At 67.4% G+C, this 25,504-nt stretch carries 21 protein-coding genes; 19 read left to right on the forward strand and 2 right to left on the reverse strand.

Features of this window, described 5'->3' with window-relative positions; translation table 11 throughout:
• Positions 1-489: 489 nt before the first annotated feature.
• Both BVG12_RS30730 and BVG12_RS34375 read right to left on the reverse strand, forming a co-directional pair.
• Complete coding sequence (locus BVG12_RS30730) at positions 490-1,500, reverse strand: GlxA family transcriptional regulator (RefSeq protein ID WP_075795718.1); 1,011 nt, start codon at positions 1,498-1,500, stop codon at positions 490-492.
• Between the two features lie 152 nt (positions 1,501-1,652).
• The gene (locus BVG12_RS34375; protein WP_156895783.1) at positions 1,653-1,799 is read right to left on the reverse strand and encodes a hypothetical protein; all 147 of its coding nucleotides are present in this window, start codon (positions 1,797-1,799) and stop codon (positions 1,653-1,655) included.
• Between the two features lie 164 nt (positions 1,800-1,963).
• Here BVG12_RS34375 and BVG12_RS30735 point away from each other — a divergent pair, with 164 nt between their 5' ends.
• The 19 genes from BVG12_RS30735 to fdhA all read left to right on the forward strand — a co-directional run bounded on the left by BVG12_RS30735 (position 1,964) and on the right by fdhA (position 25,448).
• Positions 1,964-3,220: a sarcosine oxidase subunit beta family protein gene (locus BVG12_RS30735; RefSeq protein ID WP_075795719.1), complete on the forward strand. Its 1,257-nt coding sequence runs from the start codon at positions 1,964-1,966 to the stop codon at positions 3,218-3,220.
• A gap of 13 nt (positions 3,221-3,233) precedes the next feature.
• The gene (locus BVG12_RS30740) at positions 3,234-3,527 is read left to right on the forward strand and encodes a sarcosine oxidase subunit delta (protein ID WP_075795720.1); all 294 of its coding nucleotides are present in this window, start codon (positions 3,234-3,236) and stop codon (positions 3,525-3,527) included.
• The gene (locus tag BVG12_RS30745; RefSeq protein WP_075795721.1) at positions 3,524-6,562 is read left to right on the forward strand and encodes a sarcosine oxidase subunit alpha family protein; all 3,039 of its coding nucleotides are present in this window, start codon (positions 3,524-3,526) and stop codon (positions 6,560-6,562) included. The genes BVG12_RS30740 and BVG12_RS30745 overlap by 4 nt, the downstream gene beginning before the upstream one ends.
• Positions 6,555-7,250, forward strand: a complete 696-nt coding sequence (locus tag BVG12_RS30750; RefSeq protein WP_083685539.1) for a sarcosine oxidase subunit gamma — start codon at positions 6,555-6,557, stop codon at positions 7,248-7,250. The genes BVG12_RS30745 and BVG12_RS30750 overlap by 8 nt, the downstream gene beginning before the upstream one ends.
• A gap of 11 nt (positions 7,251-7,261) precedes the next feature.
• Positions 7,262-8,638, forward strand: coding sequence for an L-serine ammonia-lyase (locus tag BVG12_RS30755; protein WP_075795722.1), 1,377 nt, complete (start codon positions 7,262-7,264; stop codon positions 8,636-8,638).
• A 19-nt stretch (positions 8,639-8,657) separates the two neighbouring features.
• Entirely contained in the window at positions 8,658-9,929 is a 1,272-nt protein-coding gene (gene glyA, locus BVG12_RS30760) for a serine hydroxymethyltransferase (protein WP_075795723.1), read from the forward strand.
• A gap of 26 nt (positions 9,930-9,955) precedes the next feature.
• Entirely contained in the window at positions 9,956-10,927 is a 972-nt protein-coding gene (locus BVG12_RS30765) for a dipeptidase (RefSeq protein ID WP_075795724.1), read from the forward strand.
• Positions 10,928-10,970: 43 nt separating this feature from the next.
• Complete coding sequence (locus BVG12_RS30770) at positions 10,971-11,492, forward strand: DUF5943 domain-containing protein (RefSeq protein ID WP_075795725.1); 522 nt, start codon at positions 10,971-10,973, stop codon at positions 11,490-11,492.
• Between the two features lie 9 nt (positions 11,493-11,501).
• Positions 11,502-13,562, forward strand: coding sequence for an NADH:flavin oxidoreductase (locus BVG12_RS30775; protein ID WP_075795726.1), 2,061 nt, complete (start codon positions 11,502-11,504; stop codon positions 13,560-13,562).
• A 1-nt stretch (position 13,563) separates the two neighbouring features.
• On the forward strand, positions 13,564-15,432 hold the full coding sequence (locus BVG12_RS30780) for a (Fe-S)-binding protein (protein WP_075795727.1): 1,869 nt from the start codon (positions 13,564-13,566) through the stop codon (positions 15,430-15,432).
• The gene (locus BVG12_RS30785; protein WP_075795728.1) at positions 15,433-16,539 is read left to right on the forward strand and encodes an electron transfer flavoprotein subunit alpha/FixB family protein; all 1,107 of its coding nucleotides are present in this window, start codon (positions 15,433-15,435) and stop codon (positions 16,537-16,539) included. It abuts the gene before it with no gap.
• Positions 16,540-16,556: 17 nt separating this feature from the next.
• Positions 16,557-17,333 (forward strand): adenine nucleotide alpha hydrolase family protein, encoded by a 777-nt coding sequence (locus BVG12_RS30790; protein ID WP_075795729.1) that lies wholly within the window; start codon positions 16,557-16,559, stop codon positions 17,331-17,333.
• Between the two features lies 1 nt (position 17,334).
• Positions 17,335-17,706, forward strand: coding sequence for a hypothetical protein (locus BVG12_RS30795; RefSeq protein WP_075795730.1), 372 nt, complete (start codon positions 17,335-17,337; stop codon positions 17,704-17,706).
• 62 nt (positions 17,707-17,768) lie between these two features.
• Positions 17,769-18,758 carry a GlxA family transcriptional regulator gene (locus BVG12_RS30800; protein WP_075795731.1) on the forward strand — a complete coding sequence of 330 codons (990 nt, stop codon included), beginning with the start codon at positions 17,769-17,771 and terminating at the stop codon, positions 18,756-18,758.
• Positions 18,759-18,911: 153 nt separating this feature from the next.
• Positions 18,912-20,462: a BCCT family transporter gene (locus BVG12_RS30805; protein ID WP_075796665.1), complete on the forward strand. Its 1,551-nt coding sequence runs from the start codon at positions 18,912-18,914 to the stop codon at positions 20,460-20,462.
• 81 nt (positions 20,463-20,543) lie between these two features.
• The gene (locus BVG12_RS30810) at positions 20,544-21,734 is read left to right on the forward strand and encodes a hypothetical protein (RefSeq protein ID WP_075795732.1); all 1,191 of its coding nucleotides are present in this window, start codon (positions 20,544-20,546) and stop codon (positions 21,732-21,734) included.
• A 141-nt stretch (positions 21,735-21,875) separates the two neighbouring features.
• A complete protein-coding gene (locus BVG12_RS30815; protein WP_075795733.1) occupies positions 21,876-23,117 on the forward strand; it encodes an aromatic ring-hydroxylating oxygenase subunit alpha in 1,242 nt (413 codons plus the stop codon).
• A 3-nt stretch (positions 23,118-23,120) separates the two neighbouring features.
• Positions 23,121-24,212 carry an FAD-binding oxidoreductase gene (locus tag BVG12_RS30820; protein ID WP_075795734.1) on the forward strand — a complete coding sequence of 364 codons (1,092 nt, stop codon included), beginning with the start codon at positions 23,121-23,123 and terminating at the stop codon, positions 24,210-24,212.
• Between the two features lie 33 nt (positions 24,213-24,245).
• Positions 24,246-25,448, forward strand: a complete 1,203-nt coding sequence (fdhA, locus tag BVG12_RS30825) for a formaldehyde dehydrogenase, glutathione-independent (protein WP_075795735.1) — start codon at positions 24,246-24,248, stop codon at positions 25,446-25,448.
• Positions 25,449-25,504 lie beyond the last annotated feature (56 nt).

The raw sequence follows: 25,504 nt of genomic DNA on the forward strand, positions 1-25,504 counted from the left end.
AGGATAAATTCTTCGGTGTATCGCTTGCTGCTCATTGCCTCTCCATTTGCCTCATTGTAAGGCTGAAGAGTATCTACGGTAGCGGTGGCGATTCACCCAGGAGAATCTAGACGAGGTAGCCAGACGGCTAAACGAGCGCCCACGGAAAACCCTCAACTATCAAACGCCAGCACAACGATTTCATGAATGTGTTGCGTTCACCAGTTGAATCCACGGCCGATAGCGGAAGTTCGACGAGTGTACGGCAGTGTTGCTCAGGCTGCCACGAACGGCCCGAGGTCAGCAATTTTCTCACTTACGGTGACACTCGTTTTTCACTAACTAGGCACAGTTTTCACTTGCCGTATCACCCGACCGTCGGAAACCCCAGGTCGGTTCGTATGTCGGCTGCCTGTCGCGGCAGGTCTCGATCCAGATCAACGTGGCGTCGGACTGCCGAGCGCGCGCCCGGATGGCCTCATCGCTTCCGCAGACGCCATGGCTGTTTGTCTACCACAACACCGGCACCGCCGCGGTACTCTTGCCGCTCGCTTCCTCGCGCACCTGCGACGGCGTCTTGCCGTACTGGTTGCGGAAGCAGCGCGAGAAATGCGAGTTGCTCAGGAACCCGCATTGCAGCGCGATGTCGATGATCGAGCTGCGGGTCGAGACGAGCAGGTTCAGCGCGTTGTTCAGCCGCAGCTCGAACGCGAAGGCGAGGGGACTCATGCCCAGTTCGGCCTGGAACAGGCGTTCCAGGTGACGCACGCTCACGTTCACGTGCTGCGCGATGAATTCCGTCGGCAGCGGGTCGGACAAATGGCGTTCGATCAGCAGCATCGCCTTGCGCACGCGGATATCGTCCGTCGTGCGCGTGGACAGGGGTTGCGGCTGCGGCGTCTTGGCCGGCAGCGGCGCGTGCTCGATCATGATGCGCATGGCCTTGGCCGCGCGGGCCTTGTCGCAATGGCGCTCGACCAGGTAGGCCGCGAGGTGGACCACGCTGGTGCCGCCCGCGCACGTGAGGCGGTCGCCGTCGTCGATGAACAGTTCGTCCGAACTCACTTGCAAGTCGGGGAACTCGTTGGTGAAGTCGGCATGCACGTACCAGCTGACGCAGCTGCGCCGTCCTTTCATGAGCCCGAGGCGCGCCATCACGAAGGGGCCCGTGCAGATACCGACCAGCGGCACGGTGTCGGCCGCGCGCTTCAGGTAGTCGTTCATCGCGGGCGCCAGCTTGAGGGCGCTGAGCAGGCCGCCGACGACCACGATGTAATCGAACTTGGCGGGATCTTCCAGGCCGGCGGTCGGCGTGACCTCGATGCCGCAACTCGCCTTCACGGGCCGCATATCGTGGCTCAGGACGCTCCACGTGCAGTGGATCGGGCGGCTGCGGTCGCCATCGTCGGCGGCCAGGCGCAAGGTGTCGATGAAGGCCGAAAACGCGAGCATCGTGAAATTCGGCGCGAGGATGAACCCGACGGAGAGCCGGGGCTTTTTTGCTGCAATCGCATTTAACACGGTTGTCTCCTTACCGTTCCGGGTGCATGAACGGGTGTCCACCTCGTTCTTAGCATTTCCCGTACCTGCTTTATTTTGGTGGCAAGCATACACGCGGCTGCGCCCGCGAACAACTGGCAGTGGCGCATACAGTCAATGTGCGGGACGCCTCATTACATGTATACGCGGCAATGGCTCGTCGAGTTGCACGTACGCGACACGTGCACGTTGATGGTGCCCAGGTGCATCGCGATCGTGCGCGGATGCCCTTGCGACAAGGGTCCATGCCCGATGCGCGGGCGGATGTCGGAATCGGACAAGCGGCCGTCTTCCCTGATCAAACCGCCCGCCGCGGCGCCCCCACGCGCGGCGTCCAGGCCACAGGATGTCGGAAACAGACAACTGGCCGTCTTATCCAATCAATTTGCAATCCGTAACGGTCCCAATAATGGAACCCACAACACCTCACTGCGGAAAGCGCGATATGGCACAGAAGAACTACTCATTTTGGAGCCTCCTCCAGCAGGGCTTCAAACGCCAGGAAGGCTGGGACCAGGCCTGGCGCAGCCCGGAGCCCAAGGCCTCGTACGACGTGATCATCGTCGGCGCCGGCGGCCACGGCCTGGCCACTGCCTATTATCTGGCGAAGGAACACGGCATCAAGAACATCGCCGTGCTCGAAAAGGGCTACCTCGGCGGCGGCAACACGGCGCGCAACACGACGATCGTGCGCTCGAACTACCTCTGGGACGAAGCCGCGATGCTGTACGAGCACTCGCTCAAGCTGTGGGAAGGCCTGTCGCAGGAAATCAACTTCAACGTCATGTTCAGCCAGCGCGGCGTGTTCAATCTCGGCCACACCTTGCAGGACATGCGCGACATCGAGCGCCGCGTCAACGCCAACCTGCTCAACGATATCGACGCGCAGGTGCTCACCGCGGCCGAAGTCAAGGAGCGCATCCCGATGATCGACGCCAGCCCGAACGCGCGCTATCCGATCATGGGCGCCAGCTTCCAGCCGCGCGGCGGCGTGGCCCGCCACGATGCGGTGGCCTGGGGCTTCGCCCGCGCCGCCAGCAACCTCGGGGTCGACATCATCGAGCAGTGCGAGGTCACCGGCATGCACATCGAAGGCGGCCGTATCCGCGGTCTCGAGACCACGCGCGGCACCATTCGCGCCGAGCGCGTCGGCTGCGTCGCGGCGGGCCATTCGAGCACGCTGGCCAAGATGGCCGGCATCCGCCTGCCGCTGGAAAGCCACCCGCTGCAGGCGTTCGTGTCGGAATCGCTCAAGCCGGTGCTGCATACCGTGGTGATGTCGAACGCGGTGCACGGCTACCTGAGCCAGTCGGACAAGGGCGAACTCGTGATCGGCGCCGGCATCGACAGCTACCTGAGCTACGCGCAGCGCGGCAGCCCGCACGTCATCGAGCACACGGCCGCCGCCATCATCGAACTGTTCCCGATGTTCTCGCGGGTGCGCATGAACCGCCAGTGGGGCGGCATCGTCGACGTGTCGCCGGACGCCTGCCCGATCATCAGCAAGACCAAGGTCAAGGGCCTGTACTTCAACTGCGGCTGGGGCACCGGCGGCTTCAAGGCGACGCCCGGCTCGGGCAACGTGTTCGCCCACACCATCGCGCGCGACCGGCCGCACCCGCTCAACGAAGCCTTTGCGCTGGACCGCTTCCACAGCGGCCATCTGATCGACGAACACGGTGCCGCAGGCGTCGCCCACTGACGGAGGAAGAGACATGTTGAAGTTCCACTGCCCGCACTGTAACGAGGTGCGCGAAGAAGAAGAGTTCAGCTACGCCGGCGAAGCGTTCATCGCGCGCCCGGCCGCGCCCGACGCTTGCCGCGACGACGAATGGGGCGACTACCTGTTCATGCGCAAGAACAGCAAGGGTTGGCACTGGGAGCAATGGCTGCATGCGGCCGCGTGCCGCAAGGTCGTCGCCGTCAAGCGCCACACCTTCACCCACGAGATAGGCGGCTGCTGGACGCTGGCCGAAGGCAAACGGATCTACCTGGAGGAGCAAGCGTGAACTCGCATCGTATCAATCGTCCCAACTCGCGCATCGACCGCAACAAGCCCGTCGACTTCACCTTCGACGGCAAGGCCTACCGGGGCTGTGAGGGCGACACGCTGGCTTCCGCGCTGCTGGCCAACGGCGTGCGCATGATCGGCCGCAGCTTCAAGTACGGCCGTCCGCGCGGCATCATCGGCCACGGCGCCGAGGAACCGAATGCGCTGATCCAGCTGGAGCGCGGTCCCGGCACCGTGCCGAACCTGAAGGCGACCCAGGTCGAGCTGTACCAGGGCATGAACGCGTTCTCCACCACCGGCTGGCCGTCGTTGAACCTCGACGTCAAGAGCATCATGGGCCGCGCCGCGCGCTTCATGCCGGCCGGCTTCTACTACAAGACCTTCATGGCGCCGGCGAAGATGTGGCCGCTGTACGAGGACGTGATCCGGCGCGCCGCGGGCTACGGCCGGGCGCCCGTCGATCCGGACCCGGAATTCTACGACCACCTGCACCACCACCCGGACGTGCTGGTCATCGGCGGCGGCGCCTGCGGCATCTGGTCCGCGCTGATCGCGGCGCGCGCCGGACTGCGCGTGATGCTCGTCGACGAACAGGCCGAGATGGGCGGCTGGCTGCTGTCCGACCACAACGCGGTGCTGGACAAGTGCTCGTCCGAGACCTGGCTGAAGCGCACCCTCGCGGAACTGGACTCTCTGCCGAACGTGACGCGGCTCGCCCGCACCACGGCGTTCGCCATGCACGACGGGAATCTGGTGCAGGCCGTCGAACTGCTGCAGGATCACATCGTCCCCAGCGCACGCGACGCGCTGCTGCCGCGCCAGCGCATGCACAAGATCCGGGCGCGCCACGTGGTGCTCGCGACCGGGGCGATCGAACGTCCGCTCGTCTTCGGCAACAACGACCTGCCGGGCGTGATGACCGCCGCCGCCGGCCAGACCTATCTGAACCGCTACGCGGTGCGGGCCGGCCAGCGCGTGCTGGTCCTGACCAGCAACGACTGGGCCTATGGCGCAGCCGTCGACCTGGCCGGCGCCGGTGCCAAGGTGATCCTGTGCGACACCCGCGCCGGCGGCGCCATCGCGGGCCGCGCCGATGTGGCGCGCACGGCGGGCATCGAGGTCCTCAAGGGCCACGGCATCGCCCAGGCGCTGGGCGGCCGCAGCGTGACCGGCGCCCGGCTGGTGAAGCTGGATCCGCGCAAGGACGTCGCCATCGGCACCGGTCCGCGCGTCGATTGCGACCTGCTGCTGTCGTCGGGCGGCCTGTCGCCGAACGTGCACCTGTTCTGCCACAACGGCAGCCGCCCGGCCTGGGACGAGAACCGCCTGGCCTTCGTCGCGCCGGCCCAGGGCCGTCCCGGTATCGCCTGCGTCGGTGCCGTCGTCGGCGAGTTCGACCTGCAGGCGGCCATGGCGCAGACGACCAACGCCGTGCGCGCCGTGTGCACGCAGCTGGGCCGCAAGGTGGCGGCGCAGGCGCCCAAGATCGCCGGCGCCAAACTGCCGGTCGACGCCGCGCCGGCGCGCGCCATCTTCCGCGTCCCGGACGGCAAGCGCGAGGGGCATGGCGCCAAGGCCTTCGTCGACTTCCAGAACGACGTCGCCGCGTCCGACATCGAACTCGCGGTGCGCGAGAATTACCGCTCGATCGAGCACGTCAAGCGCTACACGGGCCTCGGCTTCGGCACGGACCAGGGCAAGCTGTCGAACGTGAACGGCTTCGCGATCGCCGCCCGTGCGCTCGGCAAGCCGATCGGCGAAGTCGGCACGACGACGTACCGCCCGGCCTACACGCCGGTCGCGTTCGGCGCGCTGGCCGGGTCGATGGTCGGCGACACGTTCGATCCGCGCCGCTACGCGCCGGCCCAGCAGGCGCACGTCAAGCGCGGCGCGCTGTTCGAGACGGTGGGGCAGTGGATGCGCCCCTGGTACTTCCCGAAACCGGGCGAGGACATGCACGCGGCCGTGAACCGCGAGGCCGTGGCCGCCCGCACCAGTGTCGCCATGATGGACGCGTCGACCCTCGGCAAGATCGACATCCGCGGCCCGGACGCGCGCGAATTCCTCAACCGCGTGTATTCGAACGCGTGGAGCCAGCTCGCGCCGGGCAAGTGCCGCTACGGCCTGATGCTGGACGAGAACGGGATGGTGATGGACGACGGCGTGACCTCCTGCCTCGGCGACCAGCACTTCATGATGACCACCACGACCGGCGGCGCGGCGCGCGTGCTGACGTGGCTGGAGAAGTGGCTGCAGACCGAGTGGCCGGAGCTGAAGGTGTACCTGACGTCCGTCACCGACCACTGGTCCACCTGCGCGGTGGTCGGCCCGAACAGCCGCGCCGTGCTGGAAAAGCTGTGCACCGACATCGACCTGTCGCCGGAAGCCTTCAAGTACATGGATTGCCGCGTCGGCACCGTGGCCGGCGTCCCGGCGCGCGTGTTCCGCATCAGCTTCTCCGGCGAGCTCGCGTACGAGGTCAACGTCGACGCCAGCTACGGCCACTACATGTGGGAGACCTTGATGGCGGCCGGCCAGGAGTTCGACATCACGCCGTACGGCACCGAGACCATGCACGTGCTGCGTGCGGAGAAGGGTTTCATCATCGTCGGCCAGGACACCGACGGTTCGGTCTCGCCGATCGACCTCGGCATGGGCTGGGCGGTGAGCATGAAGAAGCCGTTCAGCTTCCTCGGCAAGCGCTCGCTGGCCCGCGCCGACACGGCCCGCTCCGACCGCAAGCAGCTGGTCGGCCTGACGACGGAAGACCCGAACGTGGTGCTGGCCGAGGGCGCGCAGATCGTCGACGGCAGCGCAGGCAGGGGCCAGGGCGGTGCGCAGCGCAGCGTGGGCCGCGTCACGTCGAGCTACCACAGCGCCTTCCTCGGCCGCTCGATCGCGCTGGCGCTGATCGAAGGCGGCCTCGCCAAGGAAGGCCAGGTATTCCACGCCTGGGACGGCGGCGCCATGACGGCCGCGAAGATCGTCTCGCCGGTATTCATTGATCCTGAAGGGAAGCGTCAACATGTCTAACTCCAATCTGCAGTTTGCCGACGTCGTCGAACCGCAAGCGCGCGCGAAGGTCGCGTTCGCGCCCTACGCGCAAAGCCCCCTGCATGATTTCGGCCTGCCCGCCAAGGCGCGCCGCCCGGACGGCAGCTGCGGCGTGTGGATGAACGAATTGGCCCTGCTGGGCTACGTGATCGTGCGCGGCGACGCCCAGGACCCGGCTTTCGTGCGCGCCGTCAAGAGCGTGCTGGGCATCGCCTTGCCGACCGTCCCCGGCACCGTGACGCCGTTCGCGAACGGCGTCGCCCTGTGGCAGGCGCCGGACGAATGGCTGCTGGTGTGCGCCCGGTCGGCGCGCCAGGCCTGCATCGCCGGCCTGGAAGCGGCCCTGGCGGACATGCATGCCCAGGTCGTCGACAACTCGGGCGGCCTGACGATGGTCTACCTGACCGGCGCCCAGCAGGTCACGTTGCTGCGCCACGTCGGCGTGTACGACTTCGAGACCCTGGGGCCGGGGCGCCTGGCGAGCACCGTCTGCGGCAAGGCCACGATCACCGTGTTCCGCCACGACGACAAGGGCATCTTCCTGATCTTCCGCCGCAGCTTCGCCGACTACATCTGGCGCCTGCTGTCGAAAACCGCACGGCCGTATGGCCTCGGCATCGCCGCGCTCGAGCACAGCACGGCACATCCGGTCCTGCGCCTGGTCTGAGGAGACACACCATGCCATTCAGTGTATTCGACGTGTTCCGCATCGGCATCGGCCCATCCAGCTCGCACACCGTGGGCCCGATGCTCGCCGTGAGCCGCTACCTGCAGGCGCTGCGCCCGCAACTGGCGGAAGTGGTGCGCGTCCGCACCGATCTGTACGGATCGCTGGCGCTGACCGGCGTCGGGCACCGCACCGACTTCGCCGTGCTGCTTGGCCTGTTGGGCGAACAGCCGCACCTGGTCGATCCGGCCGCCTCGCAACTGTACGTCGACCGTGTGCTGCGCGACGGGCGCCTGCTGCTGGGCGGCGTGCATGCGGTGCCGTTCGATGTCGCCACCGACCTGCTGTTCCACAAAAGCGAGACGCTGCCGCAGCATCCGAACGGCATGCGCCTCACCGCGTTCGACGACCGCGGCAACGTGCTGCTGGCCCGGTCGTATTTCTCGATCGGCGGCGGCGCCGTCAAGGACGAGGACGAAATCAACGTGCGCCATGCCGACGCCCACGCCGCGCACGAGGAGCCATGCCCGTTCGCCAGCGCCGCCGAGCTGCTGGCGTGGTGCGAACGGCGCCGCTGCAGCATCGCCGACGTCGTGCTGCACAACGAGTCGCGCTACCACGACCCGGCCGTCACGCGCGACCGCGTGCTGGAGATCTGGCACGTGATGCGCGATTGCGTCGAGCGCGGCTTGCAGACCGAGGGCGTGCTGCCCGGCGGCCTGAACCTGAAGCGCCGCGCGCCCGGCCTGTACCGCCAGGCCATGCACGGCGCCGACGGCAAGCTGCCCGCCGATTTCGCGATCATGGACACGCTGTCCGCGTTCGCGATCGCGGTCAACGAAGAGAACGCGTCCGGCGGCCGCGTCGTGACGGCGCCCACCAACGGGTCGGCCGGCGTGATCCCGGCGGTGCTGAGCTACTACACGCGTTCCCACCCGCGGGCCGGCGACGCGGCCGTGCTGACCTTCCTGCTCACGGCGGCCGGCATCGGCATGCTCTACAAGCGCAATGCGTCGATCTCGGCGGCCGAGATGGGCTGCCAGGGCGAGATCGGCGTGTCGGCCTCGATGGCGGCGGCCGGCCTGGCGGCCGTCATGGGCGGCACGCCGGAACAGGTCGAGAACGCGGCCGAGATCGCGATGGAGCACTTCCTCGGCATGACCTGCGATCCGCTGAACGGCCTGGTGCAGGTGCCCTGCATCGAGCGCAACAGCATGGGCGCGATCAAGGCCGTCAACGCGGCGCGCATGGCGCTGATGAGCGACGGCAGCCACATCGTCTCGCTCGACCAGGTCATCGAAACGATGCGCCAGACCGGCGTCGACATGCAAGTGAATTACAAGGAAACCTCGCTCGGCGGCCTCGCCGTCAACGTCGTCAGCTGCTGAGCCCAACAACGGAGACACCATGTCCAATTCCGCATTCTTCCGCAATACCCTGGCCGAGTCCGACCAGGCCGTCATGGCCGGCATCACCGGCGAACTGCAGCGCCAGCGCGACCAGATCGAGATGATCGCGTCGGAGAACATCGTGTCGAAAGCCGTGCTCGAAGCCCAGGGCTCGGTGCTGACCAATAAATACGCCGAGGGCTATCCCGGCAAGCGTTACTACGGCGGCTGCGACGAGGTCGACGTCATCGAGACCCTCGCGATCGAGCGGGCCAAAGCGCTGTTCGGCGCCGCCCACGTCAACGTGCAGCCGCATTCGGGCGCCCAGGCCAACGGCGCCGTCATGCTGGCGCTGCTGCAGCCGGGCGACACGGTGCTGGGCATGGCGCTGTCGGCCGGCGGCCACCTGACGCACGGCGCCAAGCCGGCGCTGTCCGGCAAATGGTTCAACGCCGTGCAATACGGCGTGCGCCGCGAGGACAGCCGCGTCGACTACGACGAAGTCGAACGCCTGGCCAAGGAACACAAGCCGAAGCTGATCATCGCCGGCTTCTCCGCCTATCCGCGCGAACTGGACTGGGCACGGTTCCGCGCCATCGCCGATGCCGTCGGCGCCTACCTGATGGTCGACATGGCGCACATCGCCGGCCTGGTGGCGGCCGGCGTGCACCCGAGCCCCGTGCCGCATGCGCACATCACCACGTCGACGACGCACAAGACGCTGCGCGGTCCGCGCGGCGGCATCATCATGACCAACGACGACGAGATCGCGAAGAAGATCAACGCGGCCGTGTTCCCCGGCCTGCAGGGCGGCCCGCTGATGCACGTCATCGCCGGCAAGGCCGTGGCGTTCGGCGAAGCGCTGCAGCCTTCGTTCAAGACGTATATCGAGCGCGTCGTCGCCAACGCGAAGGCGCTGGGCGAGGTGCTGGTGGCGGGCGGCGTCGACCTGGTCACGGGCGGCACCGACAACCACCTGCTGCTGGTCGACCTGCGCCCGACGGGCCTGAAGGGCAACGCCACCGAACAGGCGCTGGAACGGGCCGGCTTCACCTGCAACAAGAACGGCATCCCGTTCGACGACGAGAAGCCGACCGTCACGTCGGGCGTGCGCCTGGGAACGTCCGCCGGCACCACGCGCGGCTTCGGGGAGACGGAATTCCGCCGCATCGGCGCCCTGATCCTGGAAGTGCTGCAGGGCCTGCGCGCCAACCCGGCGGGCGACCCGGCCGTCGAACAGCGTGTGCGCAACGAAGTCGCGCTGCTGTGCAAGGAATTCCCGATTTATTAATAACACCATCGACAGGAGGAGAAGACATGAGCAAACTGCACGACGAGTCGGTGGTCATCGACGGCCTGATCATCGCCAAATGGGACAAGGAGATCTTCGAGGACATGCGGCGCGGCGGCCTCACGGCGGCCAACTGCACGGTCTCGGTGTGGGAAGGCTTCAACGACACGGTCGCGAACATCGCCGACATGAAGAAGCTGATCCGCGAGAACAATGAGATGGTGTCGCTGGTGCGCAGCACCGAGGACATCCTGGACGCCAAGCGCAAGGGCAAGACCGGCATCATCCTCGGCTTCCAGAACGCCCACGCGTTCGAGGACAATCTGGGCTACATCGAGGCGTTCGCCGACATGGGCGTCCGCGTGGTCCAGCTGTGCTACAACACGCAGAACCTCGTCGGCACCGGCTGCTACGAGCGCGACGGCGGCCTGTCCGGCTTCGGCCGCGAGGTCATCGCCGAGATGAATCGCGTCGGTATCATGGTCGACCTGTCGCACGTCGGCGGCGCCACGTCGGAAGAGGCGATCCTCGCGTCCACGAAGCCGGTGTGCTATTCGCACTGCCTGCCGTCGGGCCTCAAGGAACACCCGCGCAACAAGAGCGACGAGCAGCTGCGCTTCATCGCTGACCGCGGCGGCTTCATCGGCGTGACCATGTTCCCGCCTTTCCTCAAGCGCGGCATCGAAGCGACCGTGGACGATTACGTCGAGGCGATCGACTATGTCATCAACCTGGTGGGCGAGGATTGCGTCGGCATCGGCACCGACTTCACCCAGGGCTACGACAAGGGCTTCTTCGACTGGATCACCCACGACAAGGGCCGCCACCGCCGGCTGACCAATTTCGGCCGGATCATCAACCCGGAAGGCATCCGCACCATCGGCGAATTCCCGAACCTGACCGCCGCCATGGAGCGCGCCGGCTGGACGGAGTCGCGCATCCGCAAGGTGATGGGCGGGAACTGGGTCAACACGTTCCGCGAAGTCTGGGGCGCTTGAACGCCTCTGCTGTCATTAAAGAATCCACTGAAAGGTTTTGCCGATGAAGCCCCAACTTCCGATCGACGTCAACGAGGAAACCGGCGTCTGGACCACCGACGGCCTGCCGATGTTGTACGTGCCGCGCCACTTCTTCACCAATAACCATCTCGCCATCGAAGCGGCCCTCGGGCGCGATCGCTATGCGGACCAGTTGTACGATGCGGGCTACAAGTCGGCGTATTTCTGGTGCGCGAAAGAAGCCGCGACGCACGAGCTGTCCGGGATGGACGTGTACGAACACTACCTGAAGCGCCTGTCGCAGCGCGGCTGGGGCCTGTTCGCCTTCGAGTCGGCCGATGCCGACACGGGCCACGCCCGCATCACCCTGCACAACTCGTCGTTCGTGCTGGCCCAGCCCGAGGCGCACGACAAGCTGTGCTACATGTTCGCCGGCTGGTTCGCCGGCGCCATGGACTGGGTGGGCAAGGACACCGGCCGCGATTACGTCACCACCAGCCGCGAGGCGCATTGCGCGGCCGAGGAAGGCCACGACCACTGCGTCTTCATCGTCGAACCGAAATAAGAGGCCAGCATGCGTTACCCGAACCTGTTCGCGCCGCTCACCATCAACAAGCTGACGATCCGCAACCGCATCGTCAGCACCGCCCACGCCGAGGTGTACGCGGAAAACGGCGTGCCGGGCGAGCGCTATATCCGTTATTACGAAGAGAAGGCGAAGGGCGGCGTCGGCCTGTGCATCTGCGGCGGCTCGAGCCCGGTGTCGATCGACAGCCCGCAAGGCTGGTGGAAGTCGGTCGACCTGTCGAACGACCGCGTGATCGAGCCGCTGGCGCGCCTGGCCGCGACGATGCACAAGCACGGCGCCAAGATCATGATCCAGGCGACGCACATGGGGCGTCGTTCGAACTACCACGGCGAGCACTGGCCGCACCTGCTCACGCCGTCGGGCGTGCGCGAACCGGTCCACCGCGGCAACGCCAAGACCATCGAGCTGCACGAGATCCGCCGCATCGTCGGCGACTTCGCCGCCGCCGCGAAGCGCGTCAAGGCGGCCGGCATGGACGGCATCGAGATCTCGGCCGCCCACCAGCACCTGATCGACCAGTTCTGGAGCCTGCGCACCAACAAGCGCACCGACGAATACGGCGGCTCGCTCGCCAACCGCATGCGCTTCGGCGTCGAAGTGTTGACGGCCGTGCGCGACGCGGTGGGACCGGACTTCGTCGTCGGCCTGCGCATGTGCGGCGACGAATTCCACGAGGACGGCCTCTCCCACGAGGTGCTGAAGGAGATCGCGGTCGCGATGGAGAAGACGGGGCTGATCGACTACATCAGCATCGTCGGCTCCGGCGCCGACACGCACAACACGCTGGTCAACTGCATGCCGCCGATGGCCTTGCCGCCGGAGCCGTTCGTGCACCTGGCCGCCGGCATCAAGTCGGTCCTTACCCTGCCGGTGATGCACGCGCAAAGCATCCGCGACCCCGTCCAGGCCGAGCGCATCCTGGCCAACGGCATGTGCGACCTGGTCGGCATGACGCGGGCCCACATGGCGGACCCGCACCTCGTCATCAAGATCCGCGACGGCAAGGAAGACCAGATCAAGCAGTGCGTCGGCGCCAACTACTGCATCGACCGCCAGTACAACGGCCTGGACGTGCTGTGCATCCAGAACGCGGCGACCAGCCGCGAACAGACGATGCCGCACACGATCGAGAAGTCGCGCGGGCCGAAGCGCAAGGTGGTCGTCGTCGGCGCCGGGCCGGCCGGCCTCGAGGCGGCGCGGGTGGCGCGCGAGCGCGGCCACGACGTCGTGCTGTTCGAGAAGAACGAGCAGGTGGGCGGCCAGGTGCTGCTGGCCGCGAAGGCGCCGCAGCGCGAGCAGATGGCGGGCATCGTGCGCTGGTTCGACATGGAGACCAAGCGTCTCGGCGTCGACCGCCGCCTCGGTACCGCGGCCACCATCGGCGCCATCATGGCCGAGAAGCCGGACATCGTCGTCATGGCCACGGGCGGAAACAGCCACACGGGCGAGAACCCGAACTGGCACGTGGCCGACGGCCTGGCCGTGAGCAGCTGGGACATCCTGTCCGGCAAGGTCGCGCCGGGCAAGAACGTGCTCGTGTACGACGGCATCAGCGCCCACGCTGGCGCCGGCACGGCCGACTTCATCGCCAGCCGCGGCAACGTCGTCGAGATCGTGACGCCGGACGTGAAGGTGGGCGACGACGTGGGCGGCACCACGTTCCCGATCTTCTACCGCCGCATGTATTCGCAGGGCGTCGTGATGACGCCGAACTACTGGCTGGATTCGGTGACGCGCGAGGGCGACAAGCTGATCGCCACGATCCGCAACGAGTACACCGAGGAGCTGGAAGAGCGCGAAGTCGACCAGGTCGTGATCGAAAACGGCATCACGCCGAACGACGGCCTGTATTGGGAACTGAAGGAGCGGTCGCTGAACCGCGGCGAGACCGACGTGCACAAGCTGTTCGCCGCCGAGCCGCAGCCGCGCCTGGACCAGGAGATCGGGCCGGGCGACTTCCTGCTGTTCCGCGTGGGCGATTGCGTCTCGATGCACAACATCCACGCCGCGATCTACGATTCTCTGCGCCTGTGCAAGGACTTCTGACATGTTCGCCAACATCCTCACCATCTCGTTCTGGGCCAGCATGGCGCTGATGCTGCTTGGGCTGGCACAACGCGCCCGGCTGTGGAGCAACGGCCGCGCCCAACCGGTCGCGCTAGCCAAGCTGTTCGCGATCCCGAAGCGTTATTTCGTCGACCTGCACCACGTGGTGGCGCGCGAGCCGTTCATCGCCCGCACCCACGTGGCGGTGGCCGGCGGCGCCATCCTGGCCATGCTCGTCATCGGCATCAACTACGGGCTGGCGCTGTACTCGCCCGTGCTCGACCGGGTGCTGTTGGGCGCGTCGTGCCTGATGCTGGCCGGCGCCGCCATGGTCGCGTGGCGCCGTCTCGCGCCGCCGGCGCGGCTGTCGCGCGGGCCGTGGATGCGCCTGCCGTTCACCCTGGCCGCGTTCGCGCTCGGCGCCGCGCTGGCCGCCTGGTACGCGCCGCAGGGCGCGCAGGCGCCGGCGCTGCTGGCCATCGTCCTGCTCGCGCTGGGGGCCGCCGAGCTGGCGCTGGGCATCGGCATGGGCGGCCCGATGAAGCATGCCGTCGCCGGCCTGCTCAATCTGGCCTTCCACCCGCGCCAGCAGCGCTTCGAGGGCAAGCGGTCGACCGACCTGCGCCCGCTGAACCTGGAAGGCGGCGACTTCGGCGTGGCCAAGCCGGCCGATTTCGCCTGGAACCGCCTGCTGCAGTTCGACGCCTGCGTCCAGTGCGGCAAATGCGAGGCCGCGTGCCCGGCGCTGGCCGCGGGGCAGCCGCTCAATCCGAAAAAACTCATCCAGGACATGGTCGTCGGCCTGTCCGGCAAGACGGACGCCGGCTATGCGGGCACGCCGTATCCCGGCAAGCCGGTCGGCAAGCATGGCGGCGCGCCGCAGCAGCCGATCTTCCCCGGCCTGCTCGACGCCGACACGGTCTGGTCGTGCACGACATGCCGCGCCTGCGTGCAGGAGTGCCCGATGCTGATCGAGCACGTGGACGCCGTCGTCGACATGCGGCGCTCGCTGACGCTGGTCGACGGCGCCGTCCCCGGCAAGGGCGCGCAGGCGCTGGACAACCTGCGCCACACGCAGACCGTGGGCGGCTTCCCGCGCGCCGTGCGCTACCACTGGGCCGTCGACCTCGACGTGCCCGTGCTCGGCCCGGGCGACCGCACGGACTATCTGCTGATCGCGGGCGAGGGGGCGTTCGACATGCGCTACCAGCGCGCGCTGCGGGCGCTGGTGAAAGTGCTGAAGCATGCGAAGGTCGATTTCGCCGTGCTGGGCGAGGCGGAAATCGACAGCGGCGACCTGGCGCGCCGCCTCGGCGACGAAGCGGGTTTCCAGCAGCTGGCGCGCGCCAATATCGCCACGCTCGGCAAGCTGCACTTCAAGCACATCGTCACGCCCGACCCGCACGTGTTCCATTGCATGAAGAACGAGTACCCGGCGCTGGGCGGCCGCTACGACGTCGTGCACCACAGCGGCTTGATCGCGAAGCTGTTCAGGGAAGGCCGCATGCGCCTGAAGGGCGAGGCGCTGGAAGCGCCGCTGACCTACCACGACCCGTGCTATCTGGGCCGCTACAACGGCGAGCTCGACGCGCCGCGCGACGTGCTGGCCGCGCTGGGAATCGCCGTGCGCGAGATGGAGCGGTCGCGCGAACGCGGACGCTGCTGCGGCGGCGGGGGCGGGGCGCCGTTCACCGACATCCCGGGCACCACGCGCATCCCGGACATCCGCATCGTCGATGCGCGCACGATCGGCGCGGAGGTGGTGGCCGTCGCGTGCCCGAACTGCACCGCGATGCTGGAAGGCGTCGTCGGGCCGCGTCCCGAAGTCATGGAACTTGCTGAGCTGGTTGCCCAGCGCTTGGGAGATTAAATGGAACGTCGTCAATCAACCGCGCGCCGGGTCAATCCGCGCCGCCCGTACGTCATCTCGGCCCGTGGCCTGAAGCGCATCATCCTCGGCGCGGAGGAGGGCTCGCGCGACCTGCTGCTGTCGCACCACGCCGCCGCGCGCAAGCAGCTGCGCACCACGCAGCCGTTCGAGCGGCATATGCTCGTGCTGGTGCACACCGACCGCGGCATGCTCGACGAGCATGCGCGCCAGGCGATCGCCGCGGCCGCACTGCTGGCCGACGGCGTCACCGGCGTCGTCGTGGCCGTGCTGGGCGGCACCACGGCCGACCTGGGGGCTTGCGGCGCCGACGCGGTGATCAATCTGCCGCAGCTGGACGCGATGCGCTTCTGCCCCGAACAGACGCTGGCGCTGGCGCAGCAGTTGATCGCGCGCTACCAGCCGGTCCACATCTTCCTACCGGACCGCAGCGCCGACGGCGACCTGGGACGGCGCCTGGCCGCGCGCACCGGCCGCACCATCGCCACCGACGTCGTCGAGCTGGATGCGAGCGGCGCCTGCCGCCTGGTGCCGGGCGGGCGCTTCGCACGCTGCGCGCTGCCGCAGGTCATGCTGCTGGCGCGCCACGCGGCGGATGCCGACCTGCCGTTCATCGGCCACGGCACGATCGAGGAAGTGGACATTCCCGCGGCGTTGCAGCCGGGCGTGCGCGACCTGGGCCTGGAAACGAGCAGCCCGGATCAGATCGGGCTGGAAGAGGCGGACTTCATCCTCTCGGGCGGCAACGGCATGCGCGACATGGACACGTTCGGCGCGCTGGCCAAGGCGCTGGGCGCCGCGACCGGCGCGTCGCGGGTGGCCGTGGACGACGGCCGCTTCCCGCGCGCCAAGCAGATCGGCGCGACCGGCAAGACCGTGCAGGCCAGCGCCTATCTCGCCCTCGGCATCTCGGGCGCGGTGCAGCACCTGCAGGGCATCAAGGACTGCCGCCACGTCATCGCGGTGAATCTCGACGACAGCGCCCCGATCGTCAAGCGCGCCAACCTCACGCTGGTCGAGGATGCGCAGGCGCTGATGGGGGCCCTGCTGCGGCAGGTGGAAGCGGCGCGCGCGGCCGCCGCGGCATAACGAAGGAAAGGGAAACCATGACGACTACGCTCAGGATCGCGGTACTGGTGTCGACCGCGCGCCATCCCGTCAGCGGCCAGCCGGTGCGCAGCAGCAGCGACGCGGCCGCGTTCGAACTCGGTTGCGGCCTCGCGCCGGCCGGGCGCCTGACGGTGCTCTCGGCCGGCATGACCGGCAAGGAGAATCTGGAAGAGTACCTCGGACTCGGTGTCGAGGCCATCGAAGTGCTGACCGTGGCCGCGACGGCCGACGTGCTGCCGGCGCTGCTGGCGCGCCTGAAGGGCTTCGACCTCGTGCTGTGCGGCATGCGCTCGGACGGCCAGTCCGCGTCCGGCATGCTGCCGTATCTGCTGGCCGAAGGGCTGGGCGTGCCGCTCGTCGGCGACGTGCTGGAAGCGAAGGCGGACCACCGCACGCTGACGGTGCGCCAGTTCCTGCCCAAGGGGATGCGCCGGCGCCTGGAAGTGAGCCTGCCGGCCGTGCTGGCCGTGCATCCGCGCGCGCCGCAGACCCGCCAGTACGCCTATGCGCGGGCGCGGGCCGGACGCGTCACGTATGTCGCGGGCGCGATCGGCGGCGGCCCGGCGGCGCCGGCCTGGCAGTTCGAGCTGGCCACGCGGCGTCCGCGCCCGCTCAAGGCGAAGGTGGTGCAGAGTGGCCACAGCCGGATGATGGGCGCGATCGGCGGCGACGCCGGTGCGCGCGGGGGACAGGTCGTCAAGCAGGGCAGCGCCGAGCAGAAGGCGCAGGTCCTGCTGGACTACCTGCGCGAACACCGGCTGATCGACTTCTGACATGGCCGGCCGATTCATCCCCTGGACCATCGAGGTCCGCGCGCTGGCCACCGAGTTGCGGCGAGGCGGCGCATGGCGGCGCCAGGCCGCCACGGTCGACATCACCGTCCACGCGCTCGCGCCGGCGTTTCCGCAGACGATAGACGACTGCATCGATTACCAGCCGATCTGCGAACACGTGTTGGGCGCCTGGTCGGACGACGCCTCGGGCGCGCTGCCGGAGCAGGCCGTGCGCGATCTGATCGCGTACATCCTCGACCGCGACGGGCGCGTCAAGCAGGTCGACGTGGCGCTGACGACCGGCGGCGTCACCTTGCGGGTGGCGCAGGCGCGCGAAGCATGGGTGATCCGGGAGTCCCGTCTGGTCGCGTGATTGACACGGTGGTAACGCACGGCTAGCATGAATGACGCTGCGCGTTGCCATCCAAGGAAGTCATGTCTCCGTCGTCGGGCCGCCCGGCCCTGCATATCGCTTTTCTCACGTTGCCCGATTACTCGATGATCGCGTTGGCGAACGCGCTCGAAGTGCTGCGCATGGCCAACCGCGCCAGCGGCAAGAACCTGTACCGCTGGACGATCGTCACGCCCGACGGCCGCCCGGCGCGCGCCAGCAACGGCCTGCCGCTCAGCCCCACCGTGGCGCTCGGGCAGGCGGATTCTCCCGACATGGTGTTCGTCTGCGGCGGCGTGCGGGTGCGCGCGGCCTGCGACGCCTCTCTGGCCGCATGCCTCACGCGTCTCGCGCGCAGCGGCGTCGTGCTGGGCGCGCTGTGCACCGGCAGCTATGCGCTCATCAAGACCGGCCTGATGAAAGGCTACCGCTGTGCCGTCCACTGGGAACAGATGGCGGCCCTGCGCGAGGAATTCCCGGACGTCGACTTCAGCGACGGCCTGTTCGTCATCGACCGCGACCGCATCACCTGCTCGGGCGGCACCGCGCCGATCGACCTGATGCTGCACCTCACCGAATCCCGCTACGGCAAGCCCGTGGCCGCCGCCATCTCGGCGCAGTTCACCGTCGAGCGCATCCGCGACGCGGCGCACCCCCAGCACGTGCCGCTCGCCGCGCGCCTCGGCTTCGGCCGCGCGGAGCTCGTGCAGGCGTCCACGCTGATGGAAAGCCATATCGAAGAGCCGCTGGCGATGGCCGAGCTGGCGCGTCGCGTCGGCCTGTCGCCGCGCCAGCTGCAGCGCATGTTCCGGCATTACCTCGACATGGCGCCGCACCAGTACTACCTGCGGCTGCGCCTCGGCCGCGCGCGCGAGCTGCTGACGCAGACCGACATGTCGATCATGGACGTGATGGTCGCCTGCGGCTTCGAATCGTCGCCCCATTTCAGCAGGGCGTATCGCGAACAGTTCGGCCATCCGCCCAGCGCCGCGCGGCGCGGCGGCGCCGTTCAATTACCGGCCGTTACAGGCTGACGAACACAGTCAACAGATTGTCGCAATCCAGACATTTGCCGATCGATGCCCAGCGTATGTTTGAGTCTGGCCGCTGACGAGCAGGCCATGGGGCCCGGGCCCGTCATTCTTACAAAAAACACCGCGACCAATTGCGTCGATTTGGGAGGCAAGATGAAGCACACTGCGGGTGGGGTGGATTTTCGCCCTGAAGCCAATATCAAAGTCCTGGGGTTGAACTTCCATAAGTTCATATTTCCAGTCTCTATCCTTTTCATGCTCGTGGCCGTGGTGGCCGCCCTCGTCGATCCCCCGGCTGCCGGCCGGTTCCTCGAAGAGCTGAAGCAGGCCAGCCTCAAGCATTTCGATTCGTTCACTATGCTTGCTGGCAACATCATGGTGCTGTTCTGCGCGGCGCTGGCGATCACGCCTTGGGGCAGCATCCGGCTCGGCGGCAAGCATGCAAAGCCGGAATTCAAGACGCTCTCGTGGTTCTGCATGATGTTCGCCGCCGGCATGGGCGTCGGGCTGCTGTACTGGGGCGTGGCCGAGCCGGTCGCGCACTACACCGCATGGTTCAAGACGCCCTTGAACGTCATAAAGGACACGCCGGAGGCGGCGCATGCCGCGATGGGCGCGACCATCTTCCACTGGAGCTTCCACCCGTGGGCCATCTACCTGACGACCGCCGTCGTCGTCGGCTACTTCGGCTATAACAAGGGCTTGCCGTTTTCGCTCAGCTCCGGCCTGCAGCCGTTCATCGGCAAGGCGCACAAGGGCACCCTCGGCCACGTCGTCGACGTCTTCACGGTGGTGCTGACGGTGTTCGGCCACGCGACGTCGATCGGCCTGGCCGCCATGCAGGCCACGGCCGGCATCACCCACGTGCTGGGCGTGCCGAACAGCTTCGCCTACCAGATGCTGTTCATCGGCGTCGTCGTCGTCGTCGCCGGATTCACCCTGATGCGCGGCCTCCACAACGGCGTCAAGGTGCTCAGCAACATCAACATGTTCATCGCGCTGTCGCTGTTCCTGGCCGTCGTGGCGGGTGTGGGCTTCACGACCTTCGGGTCGAACGTCGTGAGCACCACCGTCGACTACGCGAAATACTTCCTCCCGTTGAGCAACTGGATCGATCGTCCGGACCAGGAATGGCTGCACGGCTGGACCGTGTTCTACTGGGCCTGGTGGTGCACGTGGGGGCCGCTGGTCGGCGTGTTCGTCGCGCGCATCTCGAAAGGCCGCACGCTGCGCCAGATGGTGGGCGTGGTGCTGGTGGCGCCCACCCTGGTGTCGATCCTGTGGTTCACCGCGTTCGGCGACAGCGCCATCGGCAGCATCCTGCATGGCTCGCCGGCGTTCGCTCAGGGACTCGGCAACGTCGACACGGCGATCTTCCGCTTCCTCGAAACGATCCCGATGTTCGCCTTCACGTCGGTCGCCGTCGTGATGCTCCTCGTGATCTTCATGGTCACGTCGGTCAACTCGGCCGCCATCGTCGTCGACAACCTCGCTGCGGGCGGCAATCCGAACACGCCGGCCATCCAGCAGGTGATCTGGCTGGTCATGATCGCGCTGGTGACGGTGATCCTGTTCGTGATCGGCGACGAATCCGCGCTGAAGGGCATCGAGGCGGGCGCCATCGCGATGGGGCCGCCGTTCCTCGCGCTGATCCTGGTGCTGATGGTCGGCTTCATCAAGGCCGTCGCCCAGGAACCCCGCTAAGCATCCGGCGCGGCCCCGCGCCGCGCCGTTCCCCCATCGACCCGCACATGGCGCCCGCCGGCGCCAGGAGGAGACACGTCCGTGAACGACATCAAATGCCTGTGCTGCGCCGCGCTGCTGGTCGCGGCGTCCGCGCATGCCGAAGACGCCGCCAAATCGCCGCTGCAGATCGGCGGCGCGATCCGTTTCAATTATGTGTATAAAAGCTGGCAGGAAGACCACCCGAACGGCTTCTTCGGGCTGGACACGGCGCGCCTGGACGTCAATTACGACGACGGCACGCTGATCGGCTCCGCGCAGTACCGCTACAACCGCTTTCCGAAGGGGCAGGGCGGCTACTGGCAGACCTTCCTGCATCACGGCTGGGTGGGCATGCGCTTCGCCGACAAGAGCACGATCCATGTGGGGCTCGACAAGAACATGTTCGGCCTGTCGCCCTTCGCATCCAATAACTTCTACGAATCCATCGCGTTCTACACGGGCTTCGAGGACAAGTACGACCTGGGCGCGACGTATGCGAGCCGCCCCGGCCCCGTCGAGTGGCAGCTCGGCTTTTATCCGCGCGACGGCGGTTCCTACAGCGGCGGCAGCAACACGGCCAGCGCCTCCAACCGCTACTCTTACAACATCGTGCCGGACGACGACAAGCAGGGCTTCGGCACCGGACAGAGCGACCGCGAGCGCAACACGCTGATCGGCCGTGTGGTGTGGCACGTCGGCGACGCGCCGCAGCACGAATTCGGCGTCTCCGGGCTGGCGGGCGAGATCCGCAATGGTGCCGGCACCGACACCCGCCGCCATGCCGTGGCGGTGCACTACAAGGGCGCGTACGGCCCGTTCGGCGTGATGCTGGAAGCGCTGCGCTACGACTACCGCACGCGCCACACGGCGACGCAGACCTATGGCGGCCTCGATCCGAACAGCTTCGTGATGCTGGGCGCGTTCGGCTATCCCTACCCGGTGGCGACGAAAGGCGACATCTATATCGCCAACGTCAGCTACGACATTCCCGGCACGCTGGGGCCGTTCAAAGGGTTCAAGGTCTACAACGACTACGGCGTCCTGCGCAAGCGCGTCGCCGGGTACAAGGACTCGGTGCAGAACGTGACCGGCATGAGCTTCGCGGCCGGGAAGTGGTTCTTCTACACCGACTTCATGCTCGGCAAGCACCATCCGTACATGACGCCGGACTTCGGCGGACTGGCCTCGACGTCCGCGGCGCACGACGGCTACACCCGCCGCGTGAACCTGCAGGCAGGTTATTACTTTTGACCGCCGGCGCACGTCGTAAAGCTCGCCAAAGTCGTCGCAAAAAGACAAGTCCCGGCAACGGCTTTGGTCGAACATGAAGTCATACACAAGCGTCATATGTATTCATTTTCGTGTCATATACCTAGCAAGAAAGCGACCGCAATGAACCGTACTCCCGACCTTCGCACCCTCCTGGCCCGCCGCAAGCCCGGCTACAGCCTCGAGGCGCCGTTCTACCTCGACCCTGCGGTGTTCGAACAGGACCTGAAACTCATCTTCGGCCGGCACTGGATCTACGCAGGACCCGAAGCCGCCGTGCCGGAAGACGGCGATTTCTTCACCATCGACATCGGCACGACATCGGTTCTGCTGGTGCGCGACGGCGACGGCGCGGTCAACGCCTTCCACAACGTGTGCCGCCACCGCGGCTCGCGGCTGTGCAATGAGCACAAGGGCGCGGTCGGCAACCTGGTGTGCCCTTACCACCAGTGGACCTACGACCTGAAGGGCGCGCTGATGTTCGCCGAGCACATGGGGGACGATTTCGATCGCAAGACCCACAACCTCAAGCCGGTCCACATCCGCAACATCGCGGGCCTGCTGTTCATCTGCCTCGCGGAGAATCCGCCGGCCGACATCGAGGAACTCGCGGCCGCGATGACGCCCTACATCGAGCAGCACCGCGTGGCCGACTGCAAGGTGGCGGCGCAGATCGACATCGTCGAGAACTGCAACTGGAAGCTGACGATGGAGAACAACCGCGAGTGCTACCACTGCCGCGGCAGCCATCCGGAGCTGACCCGTTCCCTGTTCGAATACGGCTTCGGCTACGCGCCGACGCCCGAGACCTGCGACGGCATCAACGAATACAACCGCATCCTGGAACAGCGCCACGCGCAGTGGGAGGCGCTCGGCCTGCCGTGCCGCGAGATCGACCACCTGGACGACCGCGTGACGGGCTTCCGCACCCAGCGCCTGCCGCTGGACCGAGGCGGCGAAGCGCAGACGATGAACGGCAAGGCCGCCAGCAGCAAGCGCCTCGGCGCATTCCAGCAGTCCGACCTGGGCGCGCTGTCGTTCTGGACCCAGCCGAATTCCTGGCACCACTTCATGGCCGACCACATCGTGACCTTCACCGTGCTGCCGATCGCCGTCGACAAGACGCTCGTGCGCACGACCTGGCTGGTGCACAAGGACGCGGTCGAAGGCGTGGACTACGACGTCGCCAACCTGACCGCCGTGTGGAACGCGACCAATGCCCAGGACCGCAAGCTGTGCGAGCAGTCGCAGGCCGGCATCGCCAGCCCGGCGTACGAACCGGGGCCGTATTCGCCGTTCACGGAAGGCCTGGTCGACAAGTTCTGCAACTGGTACATCGGCCGCCTGTCGACCGAGATCGGATAAGTCATGCACAACCCCACGCTCGCCAACCTGGCCGTCCCGTGGGACGGCGACCGCGACGACACGCTCGTCTGCCGCGCCGTGCGGCAGGAAACGCATGACGTCAAGACCTTCGTCTTCGCGGCCCCGGAACCGCGCCTGTTCCGCTACGCGCCCGGCCAGTTCATCACGCTCGAACTCGAGGTCCAGGGCCAGGCGGTCCAGCGCTGCTACACGCTGTCGTCCACGCCGTCGCGGCCGGACACGGTGTCGATCACGGTCAAGCGCGTGCCCGGCGGCCCGGTCTCGAACTGGCTGCACGACAACCTCGAAGCCGGGGGGCGGGTCAAGGTGCGCGGTCCGGCCGGCGGCTTCTCGTGCTTCCTGCATCCGATGCCGGAAAAGCAGAAATACCTGTTCCTGTCGGCCGGCAGCGGGATCACGCCGCTGATGTCGATGGCGCGCGCGATGCACGACCTGGTGCTCGACGCCGACATCGCGTTCGTGCACAGCGCGCGCACGCCCGACGACATCATCTTCGCGCGCGAACTGGAGCTGATGGCGCACAACCGCGACGGCCTGTTCCGGCTCGGCACCGTGTGCGAACGGCGCGGCGCGCAGGCCGCGTGGTCGGGCTTCAACGGCTTCCTCAGCCTCGCCGTGCTGCAGAACGTGGCGCCCGATTTCCGCGAACGCAAGGTGTTCACGTGCGGTCCCGCGCCCTACATGGCGGCAGTGCGGACGATGCTCGAAGGCGCCGGCTTCGACATGGCCGGCTACCACGAGGAGAGCTTCTCGTTCGAGACCCTGGCGCGGGAATCGGCCGACGAAGCGCCGGCCGCCGCGACGGAGGAATCCGCGTTCAAGGTGACCTTCAGCCGCAGCGGCGACGAGCTCGCGTGCGCACCGGGCCAGACGATCCTCGCCGCCGCCAAGGCCGCGGGCGTCCGCTTCCCGGTCTCGTGCACGCAAGGCCTGTGCGGCACCTGCAAGACCAAGATGGTGTCCGGCCAGGTCGACATGCGCCACGCGGGCGGCATCCGCCAGCGCGAGATCGACCAGGGCTGGATCCTGCCGTGCTGCAGCAAGCCGCTGGCCGACGTCGTCCTCGAACGCTAGGCCATTCAACAATCACATCAAGGAGACAGACAAATGCCGGAAAATCGCGGTGTCGTATATATCGAACAGGGCAGGGTGGAGGTGCAGTCCATCCCGTTCCCGAAACTGCAGGCGCCGAACGGGCGCAAGATCGGCCATGGCGTGATCCTGCGCGTCGTGTCGACCAATATCTGCGGCTCCGACCAGCACATGGTGCGCGGCCGGACGACCGCGCCGGCGGGCCTCGTGCTCGGCCACGAGATCACCGGCGAGGTGATCGAGGTCGGCGCCGACGTCGAGACGCTGAGCGTGGGTGACCTCGTGTCGGTGCCGTTCAACGTGGCGTGCGGCCGCTGCCGCACCTGCAAGGAACAGCACACGGGCGTGTGCCTGTCCGTGAACCCGTCGCGCGCCGGCGGCGCCTACGGCTACGTCGACATGGGCGGCTGGATCGGCGGCCAGGCCGAATACGTGATGGTGCCGTATGCCGACTTCAACCTGCTGAAATTCCCGGACAAGGCCCAGGCGATGGCGAAGATCCGCGACCTGACCTGCTTGTCCGACATCCTGCCGACCGGCTTCCACGGCGCGGTGACGGCCGGCGTCGGTCCCGGCTCGACCGTGTATGTCGCCGGCGCCGGCCCGGTGGGCCTCGCCGCCGCCGCGTCGGCCCGCCTGCTGGGCGCCGCCGTCGTGATCGTCGGCGACGTCAATCCGGCGCGGCTGGAGCATGCGCGCAAGGTCGGCTTCGAGACGGTCGACCTGTCGCAGGACGCCACGCTGGGCGAGCAGATCGAGCAGATCCTGGGCACGCCGGAAGTGGATTGCGCGGTGGACTGCGTGGGCTTCGAGGCGCGCGGCCACGGCCACGCGGGCGCGCAGCACGAGGCGCCCGCCACCGTGCTGAACTCGCTGATGGAAGTCACGCGCGCGGCCGGCAAGATCGGCATCCCGGGCTTGTACGTGACGGACGATCCGGGCGCCGTCGACGCCGCGGCCAGGAAGGGCAGCCTGTCGATCCGCTTCGGCCTGGGCTGGGCCAAGTCGCACAGCTTCCATACCGGCCAGACCCCGGTCATGAAGTACAACCGCCAGCTGATGCAGGCGATCCTGTGGGACCGCCTCAACATCGCGGAGATCGTCGGCGTGCAGCTGATCACGCTCGACCAGGCGCCGGAAGGCTATGCCGCGTTCGACGCGGGCGCGCCGAAGAAGTACGTGATCGACCCGCACCGCCTGCTTGCCGCAGCGGCCTGACTTGCCACGCCACGCCGTCTGTGCCATCTTACGGGGCTCAAACGGCTGGTGGAGGC

The sequence above is a fragment of the Massilia putida genome (assembly GCF_001941825.1).
Classification (GTDB): Bacteria; Pseudomonadota; Gammaproteobacteria; order Burkholderiales; family Burkholderiaceae_D; genus Telluria; species Telluria putida.

Bases quoted from the DNA above. Each gene is read 5' to 3' on its own strand.
- BVG12_RS30740 (WP_075795720.1), top strand. From the start codon at position 3,234: ATGTTGAAGTTCCACTGCCCGCACTGTAACGAGGTGCGCGAAGAAGAA.
- BVG12_RS30780 (WP_075795727.1), top strand. From the start codon at position 13,564: ATGTTCGCCAACATCCTCACCATCTCGTTCTGGGCCAGCATGGCGCTG.
- BVG12_RS30800 (WP_075795731.1), top strand. From the start codon at position 17,769: ATGTCTCCGTCGTCGGGCCGCCCGGCCCTGCATATCGCTTTTCTCACG.
- fdhA (WP_075795735.1), top strand. From the start codon at position 24,246: ATGCCGGAAAATCGCGGTGTCGTATATATCGAACAGGGCAGGGTGGAG.
- BVG12_RS30805 (WP_075796665.1), top strand. From the start codon at position 18,912: ATGAAGCACACTGCGGGTGGGGTGGATTTTCGCCCTGAAGCCAATATC.
- glyA (WP_075795723.1), top strand. From the start codon at position 8,658: ATGTCCAATTCCGCATTCTTCCGCAATACCCTGGCCGAGTCCGACCAG.
- BVG12_RS30750 (WP_083685539.1), top strand. From the start codon at position 6,555: ATGTCTAACTCCAATCTGCAGTTTGCCGACGTCGTCGAACCGCAAGCG.
- BVG12_RS30815 (WP_075795733.1), top strand. From the start codon at position 21,876: ATGAACCGTACTCCCGACCTTCGCACCCTCCTGGCCCGCCGCAAGCCC.
- BVG12_RS30755 (WP_075795722.1), top strand. From the start codon at position 7,262: ATGCCATTCAGTGTATTCGACGTGTTCCGCATCGGCATCGGCCCATCC.
- BVG12_RS30820 (WP_075795734.1), top strand. From the start codon at position 23,121: ATGCACAACCCCACGCTCGCCAACCTGGCCGTCCCGTGGGACGGCGAC.
- BVG12_RS30735 (WP_075795719.1), top strand. From the start codon at position 1,964: ATGGCACAGAAGAACTACTCATTTTGGAGCCTCCTCCAGCAGGGCTTC.
- BVG12_RS30770 (WP_075795725.1), top strand. From the start codon at position 10,971: ATGAAGCCCCAACTTCCGATCGACGTCAACGAGGAAACCGGCGTCTGG.
- BVG12_RS30775 (WP_075795726.1), top strand. From the start codon at position 11,502: ATGCGTTACCCGAACCTGTTCGCGCCGCTCACCATCAACAAGCTGACG.
- BVG12_RS30790 (WP_075795729.1), top strand. From the start codon at position 16,557: ATGACGACTACGCTCAGGATCGCGGTACTGGTGTCGACCGCGCGCCAT.
- BVG12_RS30785 (WP_075795728.1), top strand. From the start codon at position 15,433: ATGGAACGTCGTCAATCAACCGCGCGCCGGGTCAATCCGCGCCGCCCG.
- BVG12_RS30795 (WP_075795730.1), top strand. From the start codon at position 17,335: ATGGCCGGCCGATTCATCCCCTGGACCATCGAGGTCCGCGCGCTGGCC.
- BVG12_RS30765 (WP_075795724.1), top strand. From the start codon at position 9,956: ATGAGCAAACTGCACGACGAGTCGGTGGTCATCGACGGCCTGATCATC.